Origin of the sequence: Acinetobacter wuhouensis (genome assembly GCF_001696605.3) — a bacterium.
Classification (GTDB): domain Bacteria; phylum Pseudomonadota; class Gammaproteobacteria; order Pseudomonadales; family Moraxellaceae; genus Acinetobacter; species Acinetobacter wuhouensis.
In genome coordinates this window covers 16,093-38,671 of the sequence record NZ_CP031709.1, presented here as the reverse complement: position 1 = coordinate 38,671, position 22,579 = coordinate 16,093, and the positions used below count along the sequence as shown (strand labels likewise).

Annotated in this window: 25 protein-coding genes; 19 read left to right on the top strand and 6 right to left on the bottom strand. The window is 37.7% G+C overall.

Annotated elements, in window-relative coordinates:
- Positions 1-153: 153 nt before the first annotated feature.
- The 17 genes from BEN71_RS00210 (at position 154) to BEN71_RS00130 (ending at position 14,756) form a co-directional block, all read left to right on the top strand.
- Positions 154-525, top strand: a complete 372-nt coding sequence (locus BEN71_RS00210) for a hypothetical protein (protein ID WP_005000442.1) — start codon at positions 154-156, stop codon at positions 523-525.
- Entirely contained in the window at positions 512-931 is a 420-nt protein-coding gene (locus BEN71_RS00205; RefSeq protein ID WP_005000439.1) for a hypothetical protein, read from the top strand. The genes BEN71_RS00210 and BEN71_RS00205 overlap by 14 nt, the downstream gene beginning before the upstream one ends.
- Positions 932-938: 7 nt before the next feature.
- Positions 939-2,024 (top strand): type IV secretion system protein, encoded by a 1,086-nt coding sequence (locus tag BEN71_RS00200; RefSeq protein WP_068974467.1) that lies wholly within the window; start codon positions 939-941, stop codon positions 2,022-2,024.
- Entirely contained in the window at positions 2,024-2,812 is a 789-nt protein-coding gene (locus tag BEN71_RS00195; RefSeq protein WP_005000436.1) for a VirB8/TrbF family protein, read from the top strand. The genes BEN71_RS00200 and BEN71_RS00195 overlap by 1 nt, the downstream gene beginning before the upstream one ends.
- Before the next feature lie 14 nt (positions 2,813-2,826).
- Positions 2,827-3,564 (top strand): TrbG/VirB9 family P-type conjugative transfer protein, encoded by a 738-nt coding sequence (locus BEN71_RS00190; protein WP_005000435.1) that lies wholly within the window; start codon positions 2,827-2,829, stop codon positions 3,562-3,564.
- A 1-nt stretch (position 3,565) separates the two neighbouring features.
- Positions 3,566-4,945, top strand: coding sequence for a TrbI/VirB10 family protein (locus BEN71_RS00185; protein WP_068974466.1), 1,380 nt, complete (start codon positions 3,566-3,568; stop codon positions 4,943-4,945).
- A 15-nt stretch (positions 4,946-4,960) separates the two neighbouring features.
- The gene (gene virB11 / locus BEN71_RS00180) at positions 4,961-5,998 is read left to right on the top strand and encodes a P-type DNA transfer ATPase VirB11 (protein WP_068974465.1); all 1,038 of its coding nucleotides are present in this window, start codon (positions 4,961-4,963) and stop codon (positions 5,996-5,998) included.
- Complete coding sequence (locus tag BEN71_RS00175) at positions 5,967-6,296, top strand: hypothetical protein (protein WP_004999338.1); 330 nt, start codon at positions 5,967-5,969, stop codon at positions 6,294-6,296. The genes virB11 and BEN71_RS00175 overlap by 32 nt, the downstream gene beginning before the upstream one ends.
- A gap of 3 nt (positions 6,297-6,299) precedes the next feature.
- Positions 6,300-6,752, top strand: a complete 453-nt coding sequence (locus tag BEN71_RS00170) for a hypothetical protein (RefSeq protein ID WP_004999340.1) — start codon at positions 6,300-6,302, stop codon at positions 6,750-6,752.
- Between the two features lie 81 nt (positions 6,753-6,833).
- Complete coding sequence (locus BEN71_RS00165; protein ID WP_068974464.1) at positions 6,834-8,081, top strand: lytic transglycosylase domain-containing protein; 1,248 nt, start codon at positions 6,834-6,836, stop codon at positions 8,079-8,081.
- Complete coding sequence (locus BEN71_RS00160) at positions 8,078-9,595, top strand: type IV secretion system DNA-binding domain-containing protein (RefSeq protein WP_004999344.1); 1,518 nt, start codon at positions 8,078-8,080, stop codon at positions 9,593-9,595. Before BEN71_RS00165 ends, BEN71_RS00160 begins: the two co-directional genes overlap by 4 nt.
- A gap of 17 nt (positions 9,596-9,612) precedes the next feature.
- Complete coding sequence (locus BEN71_RS00155) at positions 9,613-9,813, top strand: hypothetical protein (RefSeq protein ID WP_004999346.1); 201 nt, start codon at positions 9,613-9,615, stop codon at positions 9,811-9,813.
- A 44-nt stretch (positions 9,814-9,857) separates the two neighbouring features.
- The gene (locus BEN71_RS00150; RefSeq protein ID WP_068974463.1) at positions 9,858-10,568 is read left to right on the top strand and encodes a lytic transglycosylase domain-containing protein; all 711 of its coding nucleotides are present in this window, start codon (positions 9,858-9,860) and stop codon (positions 10,566-10,568) included.
- A 10-nt stretch (positions 10,569-10,578) separates the two neighbouring features.
- Positions 10,579-10,872, top strand: a complete 294-nt coding sequence (locus BEN71_RS00145; RefSeq protein ID WP_004999352.1) for a TrbC/VirB2 family protein — start codon at positions 10,579-10,581, stop codon at positions 10,870-10,872.
- Positions 10,873-10,883: 11 nt separating this feature from the next.
- Entirely contained in the window at positions 10,884-13,595 is a 2,712-nt protein-coding gene (locus tag BEN71_RS00140) for a VirB4 family type IV secretion/conjugal transfer ATPase (protein WP_068974462.1), read from the top strand.
- Positions 13,592-14,233, top strand: a complete 642-nt coding sequence (locus tag BEN71_RS00135; RefSeq protein WP_068974461.1) for a type IV secretion system protein — start codon at positions 13,592-13,594, stop codon at positions 14,231-14,233. The genes BEN71_RS00140 and BEN71_RS00135 overlap by 4 nt, the downstream gene beginning before the upstream one ends.
- Positions 14,234-14,294: 61 nt before the next feature.
- Positions 14,295-14,756: a hypothetical protein gene (locus BEN71_RS00130; RefSeq protein WP_068974460.1), complete on the top strand. Its 462-nt coding sequence runs from the start codon at positions 14,295-14,297 to the stop codon at positions 14,754-14,756.
- 217 nt (positions 14,757-14,973) lie between these two features.
- Here the strand turns inward: BEN71_RS00130 and BEN71_RS19285 are convergent, their stop codons facing one another.
- Positions 14,974-15,120 (bottom strand): hypothetical protein, encoded by a 147-nt coding sequence (locus BEN71_RS19285; protein WP_227542586.1) that lies wholly within the window; start codon positions 15,118-15,120, stop codon positions 14,974-14,976.
- 54 nt (positions 15,121-15,174) lie between these two features.
- Positions 15,175-15,810, bottom strand: coding sequence for a hypothetical protein (locus BEN71_RS00125; protein ID WP_227542585.1), 636 nt, complete (start codon positions 15,808-15,810; stop codon positions 15,175-15,177).
- Positions 15,811-15,981: 171 nt separating this feature from the next.
- On the opposite strand from BEN71_RS00125, the gene BEN71_RS00120 reads away from it, so the two are divergent.
- Positions 15,982-16,629 carry a recombinase family protein gene (locus BEN71_RS00120; RefSeq protein WP_068974459.1) on the top strand — a complete coding sequence of 216 codons (648 nt, stop codon included), beginning with the start codon at positions 15,982-15,984 and terminating at the stop codon, positions 16,627-16,629.
- A gap of 227 nt (positions 16,630-16,856) precedes the next feature.
- Here the strand turns inward: BEN71_RS00120 and BEN71_RS00115 are convergent, their stop codons facing one another.
- Positions 16,857-19,673 (bottom strand): DEAD/DEAH box helicase family protein, encoded by a 2,817-nt coding sequence (locus BEN71_RS00115; protein WP_227542588.1) that lies wholly within the window; start codon positions 19,671-19,673, stop codon positions 16,857-16,859.
- A 134-nt stretch (positions 19,674-19,807) separates the two neighbouring features.
- Positions 19,808-20,611, bottom strand: coding sequence for an enoyl-ACP reductase FabI (locus tag BEN71_RS00110; RefSeq protein ID WP_068974457.1), 804 nt, complete (start codon positions 20,609-20,611; stop codon positions 19,808-19,810).
- A 167-nt stretch (positions 20,612-20,778) separates the two neighbouring features.
- On the opposite strand from BEN71_RS00110, the gene BEN71_RS00105 reads away from it, so the two are divergent.
- A protein-coding gene (locus BEN71_RS00105) for an IS4-like element ISAba1 family transposase (protein WP_100249713.1) occupies positions 20,779-21,869 on the top strand; the annotation gives its coding sequence in 2 pieces (ribosomal slippage) (positions 20,779-21,319 and positions 21,319-21,869; 1,092 coding nt in all).
- 254 nt (positions 21,870-22,123) lie between these two features.
- Here the strand turns inward: BEN71_RS00105 and BEN71_RS19280 are convergent.
- Together BEN71_RS19280 and BEN71_RS19275 are read right to left on the bottom strand one after the other, a co-directional pair.
- Positions 22,124-22,327: a hypothetical protein gene (locus tag BEN71_RS19280; RefSeq protein ID WP_227542587.1), complete on the bottom strand. Its 204-nt coding sequence runs from the start codon at positions 22,325-22,327 to the stop codon at positions 22,124-22,126.
- Positions 22,324-22,575 carry a hypothetical protein gene (locus tag BEN71_RS19275; protein ID WP_068974476.1) on the bottom strand — a complete coding sequence of 84 codons (252 nt, stop codon included), beginning with the start codon at positions 22,573-22,575 and terminating at the stop codon, positions 22,324-22,326. The genes BEN71_RS19280 and BEN71_RS19275 overlap by 4 nt, the downstream gene beginning before the upstream one ends.
- Positions 22,576-22,579: the final 4 nt, after the last annotated feature.

Below are 22,579 nucleotides of genomic sequence, written 5' to 3'. Positions count from 1 at the left end.
ACTTACAGCCTGTGCCACAAATACATCATCACAAAAGGGATTAAAAAAATCACCATGCGCTTGCGTATATCAACCAATCCCAAGCGCTGAAAATCAAATCTCTGACCCATTCGCTCAAGTAACTAAAACGGTAAAAACTGGGGGTAATGTCGTATGAAAAAACTATTACTTCCGATCGCTACGGCTTTAGTTTTGACGGCTTGTTCTGACGAGCCTAAAGCGCCTGAAGTGAAAGGGGATGACTATGTAGGCGTTTGGATGAACCCAATAGGGCAACAATCGCAATCAGCAAATGACGTAATTATCAATGATCGAATCATTATTGATAAAAGCACAACTAAAGACGTTTACACCGTCACTATTTTAGCTAAAGGCGTTTTTACAGACATGAAGTTTAAACCTGATAACGGTTTGCTTTGTGCGCCTAACGATGCTTGTTTTCAGCTTGTAGATGGAAAGCTAAAGCTTGGTAGTGAAAGCGGTGTTCTAACTTATGAGAGAGAACAGCAAAATGGAAATCAATAAAATTAAACTCGGTCTAGCTTCTGCGGTTGTCGCTTTAGGTCTAACTGGCTGTTTCACTTCTAAGCCTGACATTTCAGGCGTATGGGTTCCCGAACACACTCCAAAATCTGAATTTTTTTATTCGTACTATGTGATTTCTGAAGCTGATAAACAGGGCAATTTCCCAGTAAAGAAAGTCAATTATCAAATCCAAAACATGAACCAATATAACCCTGCAAAGTTGCCTAAATTTACTGGTGAATCAAGCGGGGTCTTAACATTCGTTAAAGACGATACATATTGCTATGAAGGCTCTTTGGCTAGTGATTGTTTTGTCTATTCAGACGGAAAATTAAGAAAATCAGATACACAAAACTTTTTCTTAAAGACTTCAAAAAACCCGCCCGAAATTCCAGTAATTCGCTGAGGTCACTATGAAAAAGATTATCTATGCTTTCTTGCTTCTGTTTAGTTTTCTTAGCTTTAGCTCGGCTTATGCGGTCGATAACTTTACCAATCCACAAGATTTAGGCAATGGCAGTACACCTACTGGGACGACTGGCGGTTCTAACGGTGCGTATAACTCTAATCAAATATCGCAGAATGTATCTGAAGTTACCAAAAATGGTATGTCTGAATTAGACAAGGTTGTTGATAGTCTGATTACTGGTGTTGATAAAAACATTAAAGACAATTTGCAAGGTTACTATCAGAAAGTCACAGCTCCAATCATTCCAGTTTTTGCAGGCTTTATCATTATTTGGATTTCGTTCCAAGCTATTAAAATGATGTTAGGCATGGCTGTAGAAATTCAGGGTGTGATAGCCACTTTCGTTATTATGCTGTTGATTTGGTCAATCGTATTTTCATGGGATGCTTTCTTTCCATACGTTGCTGAAGTATTCCTCGATGATGTACCGAACCTGATTACTGAAATGACAGGTACAGATTCAAAAACAACATTGCAGTCTTTTGTATCTATTATCTTTGAATCTATCGCATTAGCTTTTAATAACATTGATACAGGTATTACCAATGTCGTTTCGGGCTTCTTCTTTGTCCTGATCTATAGCTTGATTTTTGGTTTAGCCTGCATTGTCTGCGGTTTATTCTTCTTAATTTGGATTATCTGTAAAGTCATTATTGGCATTCTAATCGCAGTTGCACCGATTTTTCTTGCATGTGCAATGTTCCCTGCAACTCGCAGATATGCCACAAACTGGCTACAAGCAATTTTAACCCCTCTTGTTGTTCTTCTTTTGCTGATTGTGAGCTGTGACTTAGTGCTTACTTCAGTTGTCGCAGGCATTCAAAACCTTAATGAAAACGGCAGTACGTTTACTGGGGCTTTCATCATGGTAATTGTTTTGATCGTTGTTATTGGGCTGTTTTGGCTTGTTCCAAAAATTGCAATTTCTTTGGTCGGCAGTGGCTTTGAAGCTTCAACCAGTGCGACTTCAAGTATCACCAGTTCAGGCACCAATATGGTTAAAAGTTTTGGTCGTGGAGGTAAACGCTAATGACACCACAAGAAAAAGCGCAGTTAGACGCTCAAATTAAAGAGATTCAAGACAATACTAAAAAGTCTGAAAATCGTAACGGTAAAATCACTATTTGGGTTCTTGGTTTGGCGACCGTTCTAGGTATAGGTAATGTTGCTCAAGGTATCGCAATTAAAGGATTAACACCTTTAAAACAACCAGTTCCTATGATTGCTGTAATTGATTCTGAAACTGGAATTATGACCAGTGTAGAAAAGTTTGATTCAACTACTGACCCTAAACTTATTGAAAAATTAGTGACCTCCTACTTTTGGGACACTATCAGCAATCGCTATGGCTATTACGGCAAAGTTGGTAAAGACCAACTTTCTGCACAGTACAGCAAAGCTTCTATTTTCTTAGATAGCCAAGATCGTACCGACTTTGAAAATGAAGTTAGCGGAATGAATCAAAACTCACCTTACAACCAACTAGGTGAAACTGGCTCAATCACTCCTAAAGTTATTGCTGTCAACTTTCTTGGCAACAATAAAGTTCAAGCCAACTTTAAAACAACCGTTATTAAAGGTGCTGAAATTCGCCAGTACAGCTACACAGTGACGGCTGACTATATCACTGACAACTTTGACGATCTCAACGTAAAAGATCGTTGGATTAACCCATTTGGCGTGAAGTTTAAGAACTGGAACTTAACGCAAAACTCATCAAATGATGCGTTAGTTACTCAAAACCCAGTTACTCAACCATTGCCTAAACCTGAAGCAAGCACTGCTTCTGAGCCTGTGGCACAGACTTCTAATAATTAATAAGGTAATCGGATATGAAAAAGACCCTTATAAGCATTTTACTTACAGCAACGTGCATTGCTTCAGCGCCAACTTTTGCTCGTCAAATTCCTGTTGGTTTGAAAACGGATAACCGCATTAAAGTTGTTCCGTATTCTGAAAGCCACGTTGTTGAACTATCAACGACTTTTGGTATTTCAACTACTGTAGAGTTTGGAAATGAAACTATCCAAACTGTTGCTTCAGGTGACACGATTGGATGGCAAATAATCCCACAAGGTAATCGTCTATTCATCAAGCCTGCGGAAAAACCACAAGCAGGCATGAACCGTACAAACTTAACCGTAATCACTGATAAGCGAAATTATTACTTCAATCTATTCAATAGTTCACAACCAGTTTATGTACTGCGCTTTAACTATGCAGATGCCAATAGAACTAATCGTTTATTGGCACAACAAAATGCACCTCGTCCCGCTTTAGGTGAACTGCCTATGACAAGCCAAAAATGGGGAATGGATGCCACTAAAAGCAAATCTATTAAAGTTCTTGGCGTAAGTGATGATGACCAATTCACATTTATTCGTATTGCGAAAAATTCACCTCGTCCCGCAGTTTATGCGGTTAATGGTGAGGGATACGAAGAACTTACCAACTCAAGACAAGAGGGGGATGTAATCGTGATTGAGAAAGTAAACGATGCTTTCACTCTGCGACTTGGCAAAGAATACGTTTGTATTCTCCGTAAACCTGAAGTGATTGGAGGAAAATAAAATGACAAATGAAAATAAAAATTTGGGTAACGATGACTTTAAAACCCAAGATAACTTCAGCACTGAAAATCATGTTTTCCATGATGAAAAAAAAGAACATGGTAAAGATGATTTTGAACGTCAAGATGCTTTTAACAATAAGCCTAAAACGTCTGTTAAAAATATAGACATAGGCAAATTGGTTAAGTTCGGTGGCTTACTAGCCCTCATTATTGGCTTGGTAATTTTTGGCGTTTATCTGAAATTGCAAAAGAACAAAGAAAGCCGTGTAGAAAGCGGTGTAGAAAGTGCTGTTGCTAAACCAGTAACAGGGATGGACGGCAGTAATTTTAATGGCATGGATAGATTCGGATTCGGAAATCCGCAACCAATCCCAACTGCGACTACCCCTGCCCCTGTAAACCCTACTGAAAAAAGCCCTGAACAGCTCGAAATGGAGCGTCAATTAGCTGAACAGCAACAACAACTAGCAATGCAACAAGAGCAGGCTAGACAAGATGCTATGGCTAAAGAACAAGCCCTTTTAAACGCCCGCTACAAGTCTGGAATCATGGTTAATGAGAATGGCGGTAAAGGTGGCGGTGTTAGCCCTAATGGTGACGCTAGTGCAATGGCAGGCATACCGCCTGAACTTGCACCGTTATTTATGGGTATGCAAGCTTCACAACAATCTAATGCCAATGGCAACCAAGCGGGTGCAAGCAATGTAAATCCACGCATTGCAAATAGCACTGCGGGTTCTATGGGTGGTCGTTTTGATTCAAGCACTTCTAATCAAAAAGCGCCTATTGCTCATGCAAGTTATAACGCTGATCGTAGAATGCTTATACAACAAGGCAAGATCGTAGATGCAGTTTTAGAAACTGCTGTTAAAAGCGATTTACCAAGCAACATTATTGCTCGTGTAACTAATGATGTTTATAGCGAACAAGGACGTAATCGTTTACTGCCTGCGGGTACTCGTTTATTCGGTCAATACTCATCAATTGTTAATGACGGACAAGCAGAAATCGGGGCGGTTTGGAATCGTGCAATCACACCTAATGGCGTAGAAATTATGCTCGATAGCCCAAGCACTAACAGTCTTGGTATCGCAGGCTTAGGCGGTAAAGTGAACAACCATTATGGGCGCATATTCGGAACAGCTACTTTACTTAGCATTATTGGTGCGGGTGTAAGTAATGCAGGTGTTAGCAGTAGCGACCAAAACAATGCTTCACAGACTTATCGTACTGAAGTTGCAAACTCATTCGGCAATCAAGCTGACCGTGTTCTACAACGTAACTTGTCAATTCCTCCGACTATTACAGTCGCTCACGGCACACGCATTAAAGTTCTAGTTGCTAAAGACTTGGACTTTTCAACTATTTTAAACCAATAAGAAAGGCGCTTAATTATGTCAATCCTTGTACTTGAAGATTTGAAAAAAGCTTTTGGTGATGATCTTGATAATGATCAAATTACTGAAATTTCAGTTAATAAGCCTTTGGAATATTTCATTGCTATGAAAGGTACAAGGGACATGATTAAAAAAGAGAATCCTAACCTTACCTATGCGCTTTTGAAGCGATTAGCCGAAGGCATTGCCACTGAAACCAATCAAACAATTTCAGAAGCACAGCCTTTGCTTTCTGCTCAAATTGCATCACCGCAACATGAGGGTTTATTTTTCCGTATTCAATTTGTCCGTGACCCTGCCGTAACTGGCGGGTCGATCGGCTTATCTATTCGTAAACCAAGTATTTTAAGTCTGCCATTTTCAGCTTATGAGGAAGTTTTAAATTCTGTTGAACCATTTGCAAAAATCACTGCAAAAGATCAAGAGCTATTCGATTTATACGAAGCCCGAAACTTTCATGAGTTCATTCGTAAAGCGGTGGGTTATGAAAAAAATATCATTATTTCTGCGGGTACAGGTTCAGGAAAAACAACTTTTTTTAACTCCATTATTCATGACTGCATACCACTGGGCGAACGACTAATCACTATTGAAGATGCTAAGGAGTTACGCCCTCCGCATGAAAATACGTTGCAACTTTATTATTCAAGAGGTGGACAGGGTAAAGCTAAAGTCGATGCACAGTCATTAATGGAAGCTTGCCTGCGTTTGTATCCAAAACGCATTTTACTGGGTGAGATTCGAGGTGCTGAAGCATTCACTTATTTAAACCTAATTTCTTCAGGGCATGGCGGTTCAATTGCGACATTACATGCCAATGACCCACTTAATGCTATTGAGCGTTTAACGCTTATGGTTCTTATGGCAGGCACTACATTAACCAGTGACCAAGTTAAATCTTTTGTTAAACAAAGTGTAGACATTATTGTTCAACTTGGAAGAACAGAAACAGGCGGTTATGGCTGTTCAGCTATTTATTTTAAAGCTTATGAGGATTTCAAAAATGAAAAAACACATCTTTCTAGCGTTGCTTAGTTTAGCTAGTGTTGCCTGCTCATCTAAGGGCTTGGACGGACAATACAATCGTATTGATCAAACAGCATTTGAGAAAGAACAAGGCATGAGTAGCGGGCTTATCGTTGCCAATAAAGGTACTCAAGTTACCTTAAAAAACTCATGGGGTGATGTTGCATTATCGGCTGTAGAGAAAGATAAAAAAATGGTTGTTCAATATAACAATCAAGACGCTTTCTTAATGGAACAAAAGGGCGGTGTTATTACTCTGACCGATGTTGATAACCCAAGCCAAGCATACAAATTTAAAAAGGACTAAGCCATGAAAAAAACAACTATTGCTCTTTGCGCCTTAATTAGTTTGTCTGCTGAAGCACAGTTACCGCAGACATTTACCCAAGTTCTTCAGTCATTTGCTCAAAGCAATAAATTAACTTATGTGCCTGAAGCTCCCAATCAAGGGAACTATGTCACTTATAAATTTTCAAGTGATGCCAGTTGCCAAAACGAAGCATGTGCCGATCTTAAAGTTTATTACAGCATTGACCCTGCTTGTGTACCGCAAGAAGTGGGGTTATTTGGTGAATTGCCAGTAAGCATCCCTAACGCAAAAGCATTGTTTGTATCTCCGACCATTTCTGACAATACAAGCCAAGCTCACGACTTCATGCGAGTTCAAGCAAATGGCGGGTGCTATGAGTTATCAATGGGTGAACAAGGCTCACACTATAAAACCTTAGTTGATCTAGCTAACCGTTTGGCTGTGGCTAAGTGATGAAATAGCAACGGGCCAAGTTTAAACAGGTAACGTAGTTCCTGGTTAAACTGTCCTCGTTGCGGTAGAGGAATAATGAAAATGAAATTAAAAAAACTATCGCTACTGGTACTGGTAGGTTTAAGCGGGGCAACTATTGCTTCAAATTTACCTTACAACGATATTGTGACTTCAGCTTCAGCTAAATATGGATATGACCCGCTTTTAATTCATGCAGTAATTCAAAAAGAATCTTCGCATAACAATACTGCTAAATCAGGCGTAGGCGCTCAAGGTTTAATGCAACTTATGCCCGCAACGGCTCGTTCTTTGGGCGTTACCAATCCCAATGACCCGACACAGAATGTTAATGCGGGTACTCGTTACCTGAAGCAATTAAATCAGCAATTCGGCAACATGCCCCATGCACTCTATGCCTATAACTGGGGTATGGGTAATTTACGTTCGTATCTGAAAGGTAATAAAAAAGTTATGCCTAAAGAAACGCAAGACTATGTGCCTAAGATCGCCCAGTTTTATAGAAACTATGGCGGTACTGGTTCATATTTTAGTGGCAACGTAATTAAAGGCGGGACTACTTCAGGTGGCAAGCCTGCAACGACTGGCATAGAAAACAGTAATCAGAAGAAGATACAAGCCAAGCTAGAAACACAAAGCGCATGTAAGCCTGTAAAGCTACCTGAAGCAGAACAAGTTGATATTGATTCACCTATCAACCTACCGCCTGTTCCCCCTGTAACTGGTGGCGTAGGTAAAACAGTTTTTGACCCGACAAAAAATGCCGATGCAGTTCTACAAGTTCAAGAATTAATGAAGCAGATTCAAGTCTTGAAAGGGCAATATGACAGTGTGACTAAAGGGCTTGCAGGGCTAGGACTTCTTACCAATGTGATGCAAATTGCAGGCTTTGAATTGCCTAATGGCTTTGATGCTCAACCGACTAATATTTTCAATACACCTAAAGAGCAAAACGCCTACAACGAATTGCAACGTCAAATTGCGACCAATACTGGTGTATATGCAAGCAAGGAATTGGCACAGATTCAAAACATAACTGCAAGCCGTGTAAACACAGCTTATGTAGACGCTGAAGTAGCTTGGACACAAGTAAATTGTAATATGCAAAACCTAAAGTCGTTGGCTCAAGTAAGTACCAATACGTTAAAGCAATCAAAAGACTTGGCTAATGCCCTTGCTATTGAAAACAGTATGTTGGTAGCCAATCAAGCGAAGCTTAAAGCTAACATGCTCATGATGCAGTCAAGCATGGATTCTTATAAGGTCGCTTCCCATCAAGCCGTTCAAAAGTTCTTGGGGACAGTAAAATGAATGATCAATCGCAAAAAATTTTCGGTCACGCTGTTTTAGCTGTTGTAATCACTGTGATTACAACATGGGCTATTTTTTTACCGAAGTTTTTTATTATCCCAAAAGATCATAAAGTCCAAGCTATTCTTTATGCAATTCCATTGACGTTTAAAACGCCTTTATACGTTTTAATATTGCTGTTGGCTTTGGTTATTAGTAGTGCTTTGGCTTGGTTTTATTTTCAAAACAATAAAACACCTTTTGGGGGCGAAAGATACGTTCGTGTTCTTCGGGGCTTGCAATTAGTAAGCCCATTCAAATTAAGAAGAATGACCAAAGAAAAAGATTACCAAATCCGTTTTTGCGGTATGCCTGTTCCCAAAGATTTAAAATATAAACACTTCCTTTTAACTGGTGGTACTGGTCAAGGTAAGTCAGTTTCAATCAGTGATTTTTTAGATTCTTGTGTTGCTGATTCTCGCAGTAAAACCCGCTTAATTGTGGTTGACCCTAACGGAACTTACGCAAGTTTATTTGCTAAGAAAGGTGATGTTATTTTCAACCCTTTCGATGCTCGATCAGTCCATTGGTCAGTGATTAATGAAGTACAAAATTCTTATGACATTGAAACATATTCAATGACAATCATTCCTAAATCTTCAGACGCAAATCACGAAAATTTTAATACGATGGCTCGTACTATTGTTAAGTCTGCCATGACCCAAGTTTTAGAAATGAATGAACTTACTAGAGAACAGCAGACACAACAATTTTTAGAAATTTTATTAATTTCAAGTGACGATAAACTCAAAGAGTTTTTAGTAGGTACTCAAGCTTACAGCTTACTTGGCAACTCTGAATTAGTCGGTACTTTACGCAGTATTGTTACTACATATTTAAGCCCTCACACTCATTCTAAAATTGGTGATTTTTCGTTTAGGGATTATTTAAAGCATGGTACTGGCAACATTTTTATTACTTGGCGTGAAGATCAATTAACTGCATTACAACCATTAGTTAGCTGTGCGACTGACGTTATTTGTAGTTCTTTATTATCTGACTTTGATAACTATTCTGATTTTATATTCTGCCTAGATGAACTCGGCTCTTTGAACCGTTTATCGTATCTCGAAGCCGTATTAACTAAAGGACGTAAACATAGACTTATTGCTTTAGCAGGCATTCAAAGTCTGGCTCAATTAATCACGATCTATGGAGAAAAATTCTCTATTACGCTACGTGGTTGTTTTTCTTCTTTTGGTGTCTGTGCTGTCAACTCTCAAGACACTTATACACCCCAAGAATATGAAAAAGCTTTCGGTGCAATTGAAGTATTAAGGAAAATGAAATCTGCAAATAAAGATTCAAGACCTGAACTTGTAAAAGAAAAAGAAAATGTAGTTAAAGCTGAAGAAATAAGCAGTCTTAAACCCCTGCACTTTTATATGAAGTTTTCAGGACATTACCCCCCCACTTTAGTAACGATGAAGTACCGTACCTATGCTAAAGTTTCGGATTCTTTTTTAGCTGTGTAGATACTTAGGGACAATTTATGAAACGTGAACAACTTTATGTAAGTGATGAATTTTTCGCAGAAATGGACGAACATTTTTTGAGATATAAGCGTGGTGAATTAAAAGTTCCTGAAGAATTTAAGAACCGCAGACTTACCAAAAACTTAATTTATCTTATCGCTTTAGACCAGTTCTTTAAAGAGAAACATAAATTTTCAAATAGACCATTTATTGATTAAGCTAGTAGAGTTATACTGTTATAACTCTATAAGGAATAATGACAATGTTTAAAAAACTTATAATCGGTTTAGCTTGCAGTACGCCACTGTTTGTATATGCGTCACCTTATGATGATCTTATTCTCAAACATTCTGTAGCCAATGGCTTAGACCCTAATTTAGTAACGGCAATTATGGCAAGAGAAAGCGCCTTTAAGCCAAATGCTCGATCACATAAAGATGCTAGGGGTTTGATGCAAGTCATTCCCTCTACAGCTCGTTTAATGGGTGTAGACCCTAGCCGATTATATGAACCTGAACAGTCTATTATTGCGGGTACTCGTTATCTCGCTTTCCTGAATAAAAGATTTAATGGCGATCTTACAAAAATGATTGCTGGATACAATGCAGGGCATGGGGCAGTTGAAAAGTTTGGGGGTATTCCCCCTTACCGTGAAACACAAAACTATGTACGCCTTGTATCCAGTAAATACCAAACACTAGATGGGGGTGGTTCATTTAAAACTTACACTGCAAATAATAACCCTACTGAAGCTAGTCGAAAAAGTGACATTCTAGTTCTCGCTTCATGGCAACAAAATCAGTACCCGCAATACTCCGCAAGTCAAAACCAAAGCACAGAAAACAATAGCTATTCAGCACAATCTAAACCTGTGCGCCTGCGTGTAAATAATCAACCAAGCAATCAACCAAACGTGCAACAAGCATCGTTTGTTCAAACTCTTAACAAAGGGCAATACGTCCAAGTATTTTAAGGAATAGATCATGAATCTTTTAAATAAACTCAATCCTAAGCAATACGCAATTGTCTTATTTGCTGTTTTTTATGCTCAATTGGCAAATGCTGCGTTTGGTCAAAAATTTGCTCAAAAGCTTAACCAATTTAATGATGAATTAGTCATTATCGCAGCAGTCGCTTTCGTGACTGGTGTTATTTGTTTGGCAATCACAATGCTTGGCGGTGGTAATGAAAAAGTTAAGCGTTGGGGTGTCGGCTTAATCGTTGCAGGTATCCTTGTTTTCGTTGCCCCTGATCTTGGTAATTTCTTCTTTAACTAAATAGGTGAGCCATGAGCAAAACCACTGAAAAAAACGAAGAAAAAGACTTGCTGTTTGCGGGTCTTGCCCGAACTGCAAGGGTGGCAAATATACCTGTAGATATTTTCACTTACTTTTTCCTAATTTGTGGTTTTGCTACGTGCTTTTTAGCACTAATTGGCAACCTAAAATTAGGATTAATAATATCGGGAATAATGTATTTATTGTTGGTTGTAGTGACCTACCAAGAAGATAGAGGGATTCAATATTTATGGTTTTCGATCAAACGTAGACTACAGCGAACTAAAGTTTTTGGTGGCTATAGTTTTGATTCTCACGCAAAAGCTGACGATAAAAATATTGAATATAGTCAAAAGAAATTAGCGGGTGCTGAACAAATGGAAATCAAGAATTTACCTTATCTAAGCCCAATCAATGAACATGATATTAAGCTAGTTAATGGTGATATTTTTACGGTTTTAAAAATTACTGGCTTTCCGTATGAAACTAAAAGCTATGCTCAATTAAAGACTTTAAAAAAATATCGTGCAGATATGTTTAAACAACTTGGCTCTCGTTTTGTTGTTAGCGTTTATTATGATCGTCACGAAGTTAAAACCGAAATACCGCCTGCAAACGGTAATGAATTTTCAGATAGTTTTAACCAAAAATATTATGAAAAACTATCTAATGAACGCATGTTTCAAAATGATATTTATGTGTCGTTGCTTGTCCGAAAATCTAACCCAAGTGACCCGCCTTTAACTCGTCTTAAAAATTTGTTTTTCAGAAGTGATAATGAAGAACAAATGATTGCAGAATTAAATAATGCAGTAAGTATGTTTAAAGAGTATCTGCAAGATGCGAACCCAAGACAGTTAAGCACTTATTCAAAAGATAGCGTTTTATATTCTGAAACAGTGAATTTTCTCGGTTATTTATTGAACTTAGAAAAAGCAGAAATCCCACTTCATCCAACTGAAATTAGAAACTACTTAGGCTATACACGTAGAGTTTTTGCACCCGATGGAACTATTAAATTCTATCACCCAAGCGGTGAATTAACGGCAGGGGCAATCTATAGTTTACCTACTCCTAGCTATCCAGAGGGTAGCGATCACACCATGTTAGATGAATTTCTAAAAGTTGATCATCCTTTAATTATTGCTCAAACTTTCATGATGATGGACAGACGCAAATCTATCAGCATGAGTACAACTCGTCAGAACCAATTAAAGAATGCTCAAGACAAGTCAGAATCACAAATTGAAGCAATCAACCAAGCAATTGATGACTTAGCTTCAGGGCGCATTTTAAACGGCATTTATTCACTAAATGTTTTAGTTACCTCTAAGACCCCATCTGAATTTAAAGAAGCAATGCAGAAAACTAGCGGGGCATTTCAGCGCAATCACATGATACCTAAAAAAGAAGATTTAATTTCTGAACCTACTTTTTACTCTATGTTGATTGGCAACTATCACTTACTCCAAAGACCCGCAACTATTAACACGACTAACTTTGCGGGCTTTGCCAGTATGCACAATAGTTCTACTGGCAAAAAAGATGGCAACCATTGGGGTGAGAATGTTATTCAGCTTAAAACGACAAGTAATACGCCTTACTACTTCAATTTCCATGAACATGATGTAGGTCATACTCGTATCACGACTGGTACTGGTGGCGGTAAGACTACTGTAATTAATACGCTTCTGACTGCTTCAGATAAGTTTAAGCCTTATATTTTTCATTTTGATTTTGAGTATTCAGCTTCAGTTTGGATTAAAAGCATGGGTGGGCGACATACTGTTTTAAGTGAAATGGTTAAAACTGGTTGGAATCCATTGCAGTTAGATGACACGGAACAAAACCGTTTATTTCTAAGAAATCTATTTTCTTTTATGGCTCAAGACTACAACGATAATGGTAATCCAAAGCCTTTAAGCACTGCTGAAGAAAACAAGATCAAAGACGTTGTAGATGCTGTTTACAGCTATGAAAAGCACCTTAGACGGCTTAGAAACTTTATTGGCTTGTTTGGTATGGCTGAAGATAACAACATGGCTGAACGCATGTCAAAATGGGTTAATGATGGGGTTTATGCCAATATTTTTGACAATGAAAGTGACAATTTCTCAATTGATGGCGCTCGAATTTTCGGCTATGAAATGAAAAATGTCATTGATAATGATGTGGTGTTAGGCGCTATGTCTATGTATATCTTCCATCAAATTGATATATCCATGTCTGAGGGCAAGCCCTTTATTGTTGTTGTCGAAGAAGGTCAAAGATATATCAGCAATCCGATTAACTTAGCATGGCTTAAAATCATGCTAACCACGTACCGTAGACGTAACGGTATGATGATCTTTGTTACGCCAACGCCTGAAGTCATTACAAGAGATGACGATCTGATCGGGCAGTTTAAAACATCAATTCTATTGCCAAATGATAAAGCGAATGTCGCTACATATATGGGTAATGACAAAAATAATGGCTTAGGCTGTACTCAAGCAGAATTTGATTGGGTTGTGAATACACCGCCTTATTTACGCCAATTTATGATTAAAAACTCGCATGATTCAGTTATTAGCAAATTAGATTTAAGCAATATGTCTGAAATTATCCCGATACTTTCAGGCAATGAGTTAAGACACAATATTCTTGAGGAAATATTGAGTAAGGATGAAAACTTGACCTACTCCCAGTGGGTACACGAATTTAACGAAAGGATGAAATCATGAAAATGACTAAAATAAAAATGTCGGCTGTAGCTTTTGCTTTAGCCTTTACTGCTAATACAGCAAACGCTTGGGACGTTGTATTCGACCCGACAGCCGTTGCAAATATGGTCAAACAATTGGTTCAAATGCAACAACAATACGAGATCATGAAGAAACAGTACGAAAGTACAACTGGTAATAGTGGTATCGGAACTTCAGGCGTTAAGAATGTACAAGACGTTGTTTCAGGCTCTTGGCAAGACGTTGTAGCCAATCAAAAAACTGGCTCATTTGGTAATGCTCAAAAGACTTATGACAAAGTGCTTACTACCATTGGTTCAGATGGTATGAATCAATTGCTAGGCAATGATCAATACAAACGAAGCTACAATACGGTTAAGACTGGCTTTGCTTTCAGTGACGCTTCATACAATGCTTTAAATGAGCATGTCGCAAACTTAACCACACTAAAGAACAAAATTAACTCGACCCGCAATATTAAAGAAGCTCAAGACTTAGCGAATGCGATTGCTATTGAACAAGGTTATATCAACTCGATTGGTGCTAAATTATCTGCTGTTCAAACTAACCTAGCATCTAACAATGCTTCAAGCGGTGTGACCAGTACACAAAGCTTTAAATCGTGGTTCGGTAACTAATTTCATCACAAGCTAACAATTCAGATTGTTAGCTTTTTTTGTCTAAATTTTAGGATTATCCATGAAAAAAATCATAATCCCTGTATTAGCCCTAATCGCTTTCAATACATACGCTGAAACAACACAGAATGGCACAAAAACGCCAGTTGCTATAGAAATTAAGCATACATCACTGACCACTAAAAAAGGCGAAATAGAGGTTAAAACCGATGGTAAAACCGTATCAGTTTCTAAAGCACCTGAAAGCCCTTTAATAAATACGGTCACAACTACGCAAAAAACTTTAAAAGCCCCTGAAGCTAAGAACTCAACAAAAGAGATTCAATCTGAACCAGTCAAAAAACCTGTAGTCATTTATCAAGCTAGTGAAATCATGCCTGAACTTAGCCAAGCTGATTTAGACTATATTAAAGCCGTAAATTCAAACGATAAAATCAACTCAATTGAAAGCAAGATCGTTAATAACGAAGTGATTAGCAAAGAAGAATTGAAGATTTTACGCCAAAAAAACCCTAACTATTGATAACCTTTTCCCCTCCCAATCCCTTTAATTTATTTAATAAAGTAGATGCTTGGTTAAGACTGCACACTTGCAGTCTTAACCAAGCATCGAAATATGATCTTTCCCTGTAAGAGTTTTGGCAAAGTATGGACCAAGCAATGAAGTTGCAAGTCCATACATGCTAAAACGGTTCTATGGTGAACTAAATAAGCTTTTTTTATTCTTTTCTGCTGCAATATTAAATTTTCATGCCTGAAGTGGGCTTATCTTGCTTTGGGTTTGACTGGCTTAGTTCATGTATCCTTGAAGCAGATAAAGATTTAAATGTTTTCTGCTGCGCTGTCACCTTTTGATCTACAACCTGTTTCACTTCAGGATTGTTCATATAGCGTTTTACATACTGATCACCATAGCGGGCTTTTACTTCTCTAATTTTTAACTATACATTCGATTTGCTATAAATCCCTGTCGCATAGGTTTCACCTTTTTTAGTAGTTTGACCTGTAATTTTAATTTCAGCGTCTTTAGGTAAATTGGTGCTTTTGAATAAGCCGTCTTTTTGACTGTAGGCTTCATTCAGCTTGATATAGTCACCTTGAGCAACTGATAGCCCATTTGCAGACTTAGCAAAATCCGCACCCAATTTACCTTCTATTTTTAGCTGTATTCGGACTTGTTTAGTTATTTCGTGCTTATCTAACTCTAATTCCTTACGGCTTAACTGGGCTTCATCAGCTTGATTATTGAAGTTCTTAACTTCGCTAGTTTTGTATGCTCCTTGATCGTCCACAATCTTATTTTCAAGATTTAATAATTGCTCTTTAACTTCACTATAAATTTGCAAGGCAATATCTTCTGACTGTTGTGGGTCATGATCTGTAACCTGCTTTACGAGCATCATTTCATTTTCAGTAACATTAATTAGCTCAAGGCAATCTCGGCTCTGACGAAACAATACTAAATTGAGCTTACCACTTACTTTAATCTTTTTATCTATATAGCCGTCCTGTTCGACAAAATCATCTTTAGCAATCAGTAGGCTGCTAGTTAAACTGCTAACTATTTTTACGTCCATTTTTCACCTGTTTTTTCAATTCTTAAAAATTCAGATTTTTTAGAAAATACCACTATAGGGTATACCCTATTGTTATACAGTAATACCCCCCAAAAACCCTATAACAATAGGGTTATTTTGTTAATCTAATGTGATATAACATTGAGGTTATAGAGTTTTGTTAGAGTCAAAATGAAAACAGATAATTTAGATATTGAAGATCAAATTAACAACACGCCTTTTCAAAGGGTGGGTTATGTTCGTGTATCAACCAAAGACCAAAACCCTGAAAGACAGCTTCACGATTTACCATTTAAATTAGATAAAGTTTTCATTGATCACTTTAGCGGAAAAACTGCCAAGCGCCCTGCACTTCAGGAAATGCTCGATTATGTCCGTACTGGCGATATTGTGTACGCACATGATGTTTTTAGACTGGCACGAAGTTTAATTGATCTTGTGACCATCATTCAGAAACTAAACAGCAAAGGCGTATCAGTAGCTATTATTAAAAACAATCTGAACTTCACCCCCAATTCCGATGACAAATTTGACAAGTTCCAACTTCATGTTTTAGGCGCTGTAGCTGAACTGGAAAGAGGGATACTCAAAGAGAATCAAGCTGAAGGCATAAAGTTAGCCAAAAAAAAGAAAGGTAAATACAAGGGAAGATCGCCTGCTATTGAAGGTGAAAAATTAAATGAGTTAATTCAGACCCTTAAAAACAAGGATGATTCATACTCTTTTACTCAAATAGCTAAAGATTATGGTGTGTCCTATATGACTTTAACTCGATATAGGAATAAGTATTCAAAGCAAATTGATCTACAATCTGATTGACCTTTTTGACAAAAAAATAGCTTTAGTAACTTACTAAATCTTTTGAATAAAGTAGATGCCTGGTCAAGACTGCATACTTGCAGTTTTGACCAAGCATCGGAATATAATTTTAAGCAATAAAAAAGCCAGTATAGAGCTGGCTTTTTTATTCAATGATCTTAAAAAAAATATTATGTAGCAACTTCACAAAAAGATAATAATCAGCAGGTTACAGTGAGAAACCTAGATTAACTCGGCATCCTATTGTGAAAATCAATAGCAAAATCTGATTCAGATCGTGGTTCGGTATTGTAGAATTTGAAGCCTAAACATTTAACTTCCTTATAACCATGCTCTTTAACTTCATTTAAGAACTCAACATAGTTTTGTGAATCATCTTGATCTGCATCAAAAACAATTTGGCTTTCATCATCCAAACTAATCAATACTTCCTCTTTCCAAGTATCCTTTTCAAGCAAATGACCACCTTTAGGCTCAATTAAGCATTGATAGTACATTTCACTATTTTCAGCATCATTAATGATCAGCATGTAGTCAGGGCTGAATCTACGACCATCTTTAGGGCTAAACAACCAATAATCGAGTTCATTCCGTATCAGGTAAATCTCTGCACCCTTGTAGCGTGATTTAAGCTCGTCAATTTGAGTTGCAACAAACTTAACAAAGCGTTTTTCTTCACTTGTGCCATAGTTTTCACTGTAGGCGTACCAATCGGCAGTTTCAACATCAAACTGTAGATCGGGGTTGTCATGGCTTGACTGTGGTTTTGCACGTTCATCAGGTGCATGATCACTCGTTTCACCATCTGAATCTTGGATAGGGAACGAAACCAAGTAGATGTTCTTTTCTTGCTGAAAGATGGAGGATAGTGATTTAGGTCTAAAAATATGACTTCCTGTAATCTGTGGCATGTGCCGATCTATGGCTTTACGCACTTCGGGTAAAATCACACCGACCAATAATTGCAGTTTTTCATGCGCTTCAAGTTGGTTAATGTCCTTACCTTCTGAATACGAATATTTAATTTCATATAAAGGTAGATACTTTTCGATCAATTCATCAATACTTTTTATCCCAACAATGTGATTTTTCAGATTATTAAATCGAAAGAAATTGTTTTCTGCTGACATTAATGCCTTGCGGATAATTAACGGGGAAAAGTATTCATCGGTTAAATGAATGGTTTTATACTGAATCCCTGCCTGAATATTATTTTGCTCTTTATCCGTTAAACTTCTTGTATAAAGTCGGTAGGTACTGGCTTTGATTTCCCTTTTAAAAGTGGCATCAATCTCCGTATCCGTTGTTTTACTGCGGTATAACTGTTGATTGACCAATACAAAACCTTTTTTATAGGTTTCACTGTTGAGAAATTCAGACTTGAGCTTAATCGTCCGTTTTTCCATGCTCTTATTGACAATACCTTCATCAAGTAAGGCATATTGTAGGTTATCTAAAAAAGTCCCTGTTTTAACAAAGTGGTAGAAGAAAGTTTCTAAAATACGCCCATGCTCATACGGTGCATTATCAAATTTACGCTTGAATGGGTCGAACTCATAACTATGTTCTTCATCAAACAGCCCACCATTTTGAGAAATCTTATAGGATCTCGGTAATTTATATGGACACAACCTTGCACCACGACCAATAAGCTGAATATCTTGTAGCGATACTTTTTTAGATTCTGAAATATCAAAATGAATAATGTCAAATAGGCTGAGTACATCCCAACCCTCATTCAGTGCGTTGACAGAAAAAATTGCTCGAATCACGTTTCTTGGACTATCGAGTAGTGGGAGTAAATCCGCTTTTTCTTTTTTTTGACTGTTATACGTCATGCTGTTATCTTCACGGAAACGCATTTTAATTTCAGCAATAAACGCATTTAAGCCATCAGGGTCTTGGGAGGATAACAACCCTGATTTTCGTGAACCAAGCCAACTAAACATTTGATTAATAAAGCGGTTTCGATCTATTTCTACGAGCGATTGCTGTGTGCCTACACCTAATTTTTTTAAATGATCTAAATCACTTACTTTTAGTGAGCTGATCACCTTATGGAAAAAATCTCGATCTTCTTCACTTTTGGCAATTTTGGTTGATTTAATCAAAATAATGGGATTAACCTGAACATTCATTTCTCGTTCAGCGAGTAATCTGCGGTACTCACTCATCACGACTGCATTGATGACCAATAACCGCTTTTGATCTTCAATCTGTGTTTCTTCGTTATAAAGAAAGCCGACTTCTTTGCTGTACCCATCTTTGTTAAATTGCAGAAAATCGTAACGATGAATCAACTTATCACGGTATTTTTTATGGATGAGTGGATTTTCTAAATCTACGGTAGCGGTAAACTCTAACAGTAAATTATCAGGACGAGCATAGATTGCCGATTGAACTGCCGTTTCCCAATTACGAATATCTTCTTCTTCAGTTTTCTTGAGTTTTTTGCGTGTATCCACGTTTAAACGGTGTGCTTCATCCGCAATCACAACAACAGCATTATCCGCAAAATCCTGAGCAGTTAAGCTATTTTCCTTGTCTTCTGTTAGGCGGTTGTATAAAAGTGCGGTGCTGAAAAACATGAAGTTAATCGCATCTTTTTGGGCATCCTGAAACCGATCAATTGCACGAATATTAATGGTTTTACCGTTTAATTTAACCCCTTTCGGATTAAATAGATATTTGGCAAATTTATAATCGGTGAAGTTTTTTACCGCCTGATTTTTAATTTGCAATTGGTGTACCAAGAATACAAAATTGCGGTAGCCTTTTTGATATAGATACAGAATAGCAGCAGCCATTGTGAGCGTCTTACCTGTACCTGTCGCCATATTGAACAGTAAGTGCTTTGCTTGATTGTGGTCTTGCTCAAATAGCCAAATAAAGTGCTTGATGGCAACTTCCTGATAATCTCGCAATGTCTTTGAAAGGTTATCGGTAATATAAGTCGGCAGTTGATAATCTCTGCCCCATTCCTGATATTCAGGATTCGATTCAATTTTGCGTGTGCTGCAACTATCGCACTGTGGGTACAACAAAGTAATCTAACAACTCATTTAAGGCGGACGCTTCGCGCCGCCTTAACCCCAACTTTATAATTTGAAGATCTCACAATCTTGAAAAACAAAGCCGCTATAAAAGCGGCTTTGTCATATGATTTGAATCAATCTAATTAGTCATCGAGCATCAAGTCTGGGCTCATCCCCACAGTATTGAAACCTGCATCGACATACATGATTTCACCCGTAATACCATTTGCCCAAGGTGAGCAAAGGAATAATGCAGCATTCCCCACATCTTCAATGGTCACATTACGTTTAAGTGGTGAAATTTTTTCGTTTACGTCTAGCATTTTACGGAACGATTTAATACCTGATGCCGCCAAAGTACGGATCGGACCAGCTGAAATCGCATTCACACGAATCCCTTCTGCACCCAAGCTAGAAGCCAAGTAACGTACGCCCGCTTCTAATGATGCTTTCGCCATACCCGTCACATTGTAGTTTGGCATTACACGCTCAGAACCTTGATACGTCAAAGTCAATAAACAGCCTTGGCGCACTTGTAATAACGGTTTTGCCGCACGTGCCATCGCAACGAAGCTATAGGCACTAATGTCATGCGCAATTTTAAAACCATCACGATCTGTCACATCGGTAAAGTCACCATCTAATGTATGTGCTGGTGCAAAACCAATCGAATGCACCACACCGTCTAAACCATCCCAGTGTTTTGCCAATTCAACAAAAGTTTGTTCAATTTCAGCATCGACAGCCACATCACATGGTAGAACAATCGTTGAGCCAAATTGTGCTGCAAATTCATCTACACGTTTTTTCAGTTTTTCATTTGGATATGTAAACGCAAGTTCCGCACCTTCACGGTGAAGTGCTTGAGCAATACCAAATGCAATTGATAATTTACTTGCAATACCCGCTACTAAAAAACGCTTTCCAGCCAATAGTCCTTGTGCCATGTGACTCTCACTCAAAATAATTTATCTGCATAATGCCAAGTTTAAGTTGAAACCGAAATTGCATAATGCGCCTTTTTTCAATTCATCAACATTCAACTCTGTACACGACAAAAATAGATAACTCATTGAAATAATGTCATAATAATTGTTTTCTAACGACGAATACTATGACACATCTCAATGAGCTATATCTTATCTTAAACAAATATCTAAAATGGAACAAGTCACATTTAAAGTGCTTTGCGCTCATCATGCTTGTGATTATTTTAAAGCAAACATGTAATCTTTCTTCTGCATCTAAAGCCTTGCCCATCAAGTGCTTACCACAATCATTTTATCGACGTATGCAGCGCTTCTTTGCAGGTCAGTATTTTGATTATCGTCAAATTTCTCAGTTGATTTTCAATATGTTTTCATTCGACAAAGTGCAACTGACTTTAGATAGAACCAATTGGAAATGGGGAAAACGAAATATTAATATCCTGATGCTTGCGATCGTTTATCGTGGAATAGCGATACCTATCCTTTGGACATTACTTAATAAACGTGGAAATTCAGATACGAAAGAGCGCATTGCTTTGATTCAACGCTTTATAGCCATTTTTGGTAAAGACCGTATTGTGAATGTGTTCGCAGACAGAGAGTTTATCGGTGAGCAGTGGTTTACATGGTTAATTGAACAAGACATCAACTTCTGCATTCGTGTTAAAAAAACTTCATTGTCACCAATCATTTAGGAAAGAATCATAAAATTAGTGATTTATTTCGCCATCTTCAAGTTGGTCAAATTGAATGTCGTAAACGACGGATTTTGGTTGGTCGGGTGAAACTATATATAAGTGCACTACAGTTAGAAAATGGAGAGCTTTTACTCGTCGTTTCTCCTCAGTTTAATGCCAATGCTATTCAGGATTATGCATTACGCTGGGAAATTGAAACCTTATTCAGTTGTCTCAAAGGACGCGGGTTTAATCTTGAAAATACGCGCTTGACAGACGCTAGACGAGTGAAAAAATTGATTGCGGTGTTAGCTATAAGCTTCTGTTGGTGTTACTTAACGGGTGAATGGCAACATGATCAAAAAAAAGCGATAAAAATAAAGAAGCATGGACGACTCTCAATGAGTTTATTTCGCTATGGTTTAGACTATGTTCAAATGGCGATTCAGCGTTTAATTGGTTTTGGGAAAAAAGAAGAGTTTAAGGAGATTTTGGCAATTTTAAGAAGGCAGAAGCCTGATAGGATAAGGGTTCTGTGAAATTTGTCGTGTACAGAGTATAAAATTATATAGGGTGATTTTATAAAAAAAGAATCTAAGCAACATTTTCTATTATCGGCTAAGGCTCGTACTTTAATAGAGCAACGTAACGATGAATCGCTCTCAGTTGAGGTTTACATGGATGGTGCATATGTAAATGGTTATATTCGACCTAAAAGTCGTAAGGAAGATCGTATTAATCGGCACAAAGCTGAAATCGTTATAATTATTGTGCGGTTGCTACATAATATCGCTTAAAAATAGTTTTCTTCAGGATATAAGGCACGTTGTAAACCAAAACCAATTAAGCCCGCTATGATCATGTAAACAGCTTTCATATACCACATGCCCCACATAACGGTTATTGTAGTTGCCGAAAATTCTTGTACTGGTTGACCTAAAAAATTAGTCGTATGATTAAATGACTTTTCCGATGCTTCAAGTGCGTAGTAATTCAATGCAGGGAACAGGCACACAACCAATAAAATGCTACAGCAGGGAAAAGTATAGCTTTAGGTATATCCCATTTGATAGCGAAGTACACCGCCACTACCAAAGCAATTAAACCAACACTAGACCTCATGCCAGTTGCAAAGTCTAAGCCCACTGCACTTGAACCTTTCCATACTAGAAAGCAAAAAACAGCTATTAGAAAAGCGACAAAGCCTGTAAAAATTTTAAATTGTTCCTGTTCTTGGTAATCCATGTAT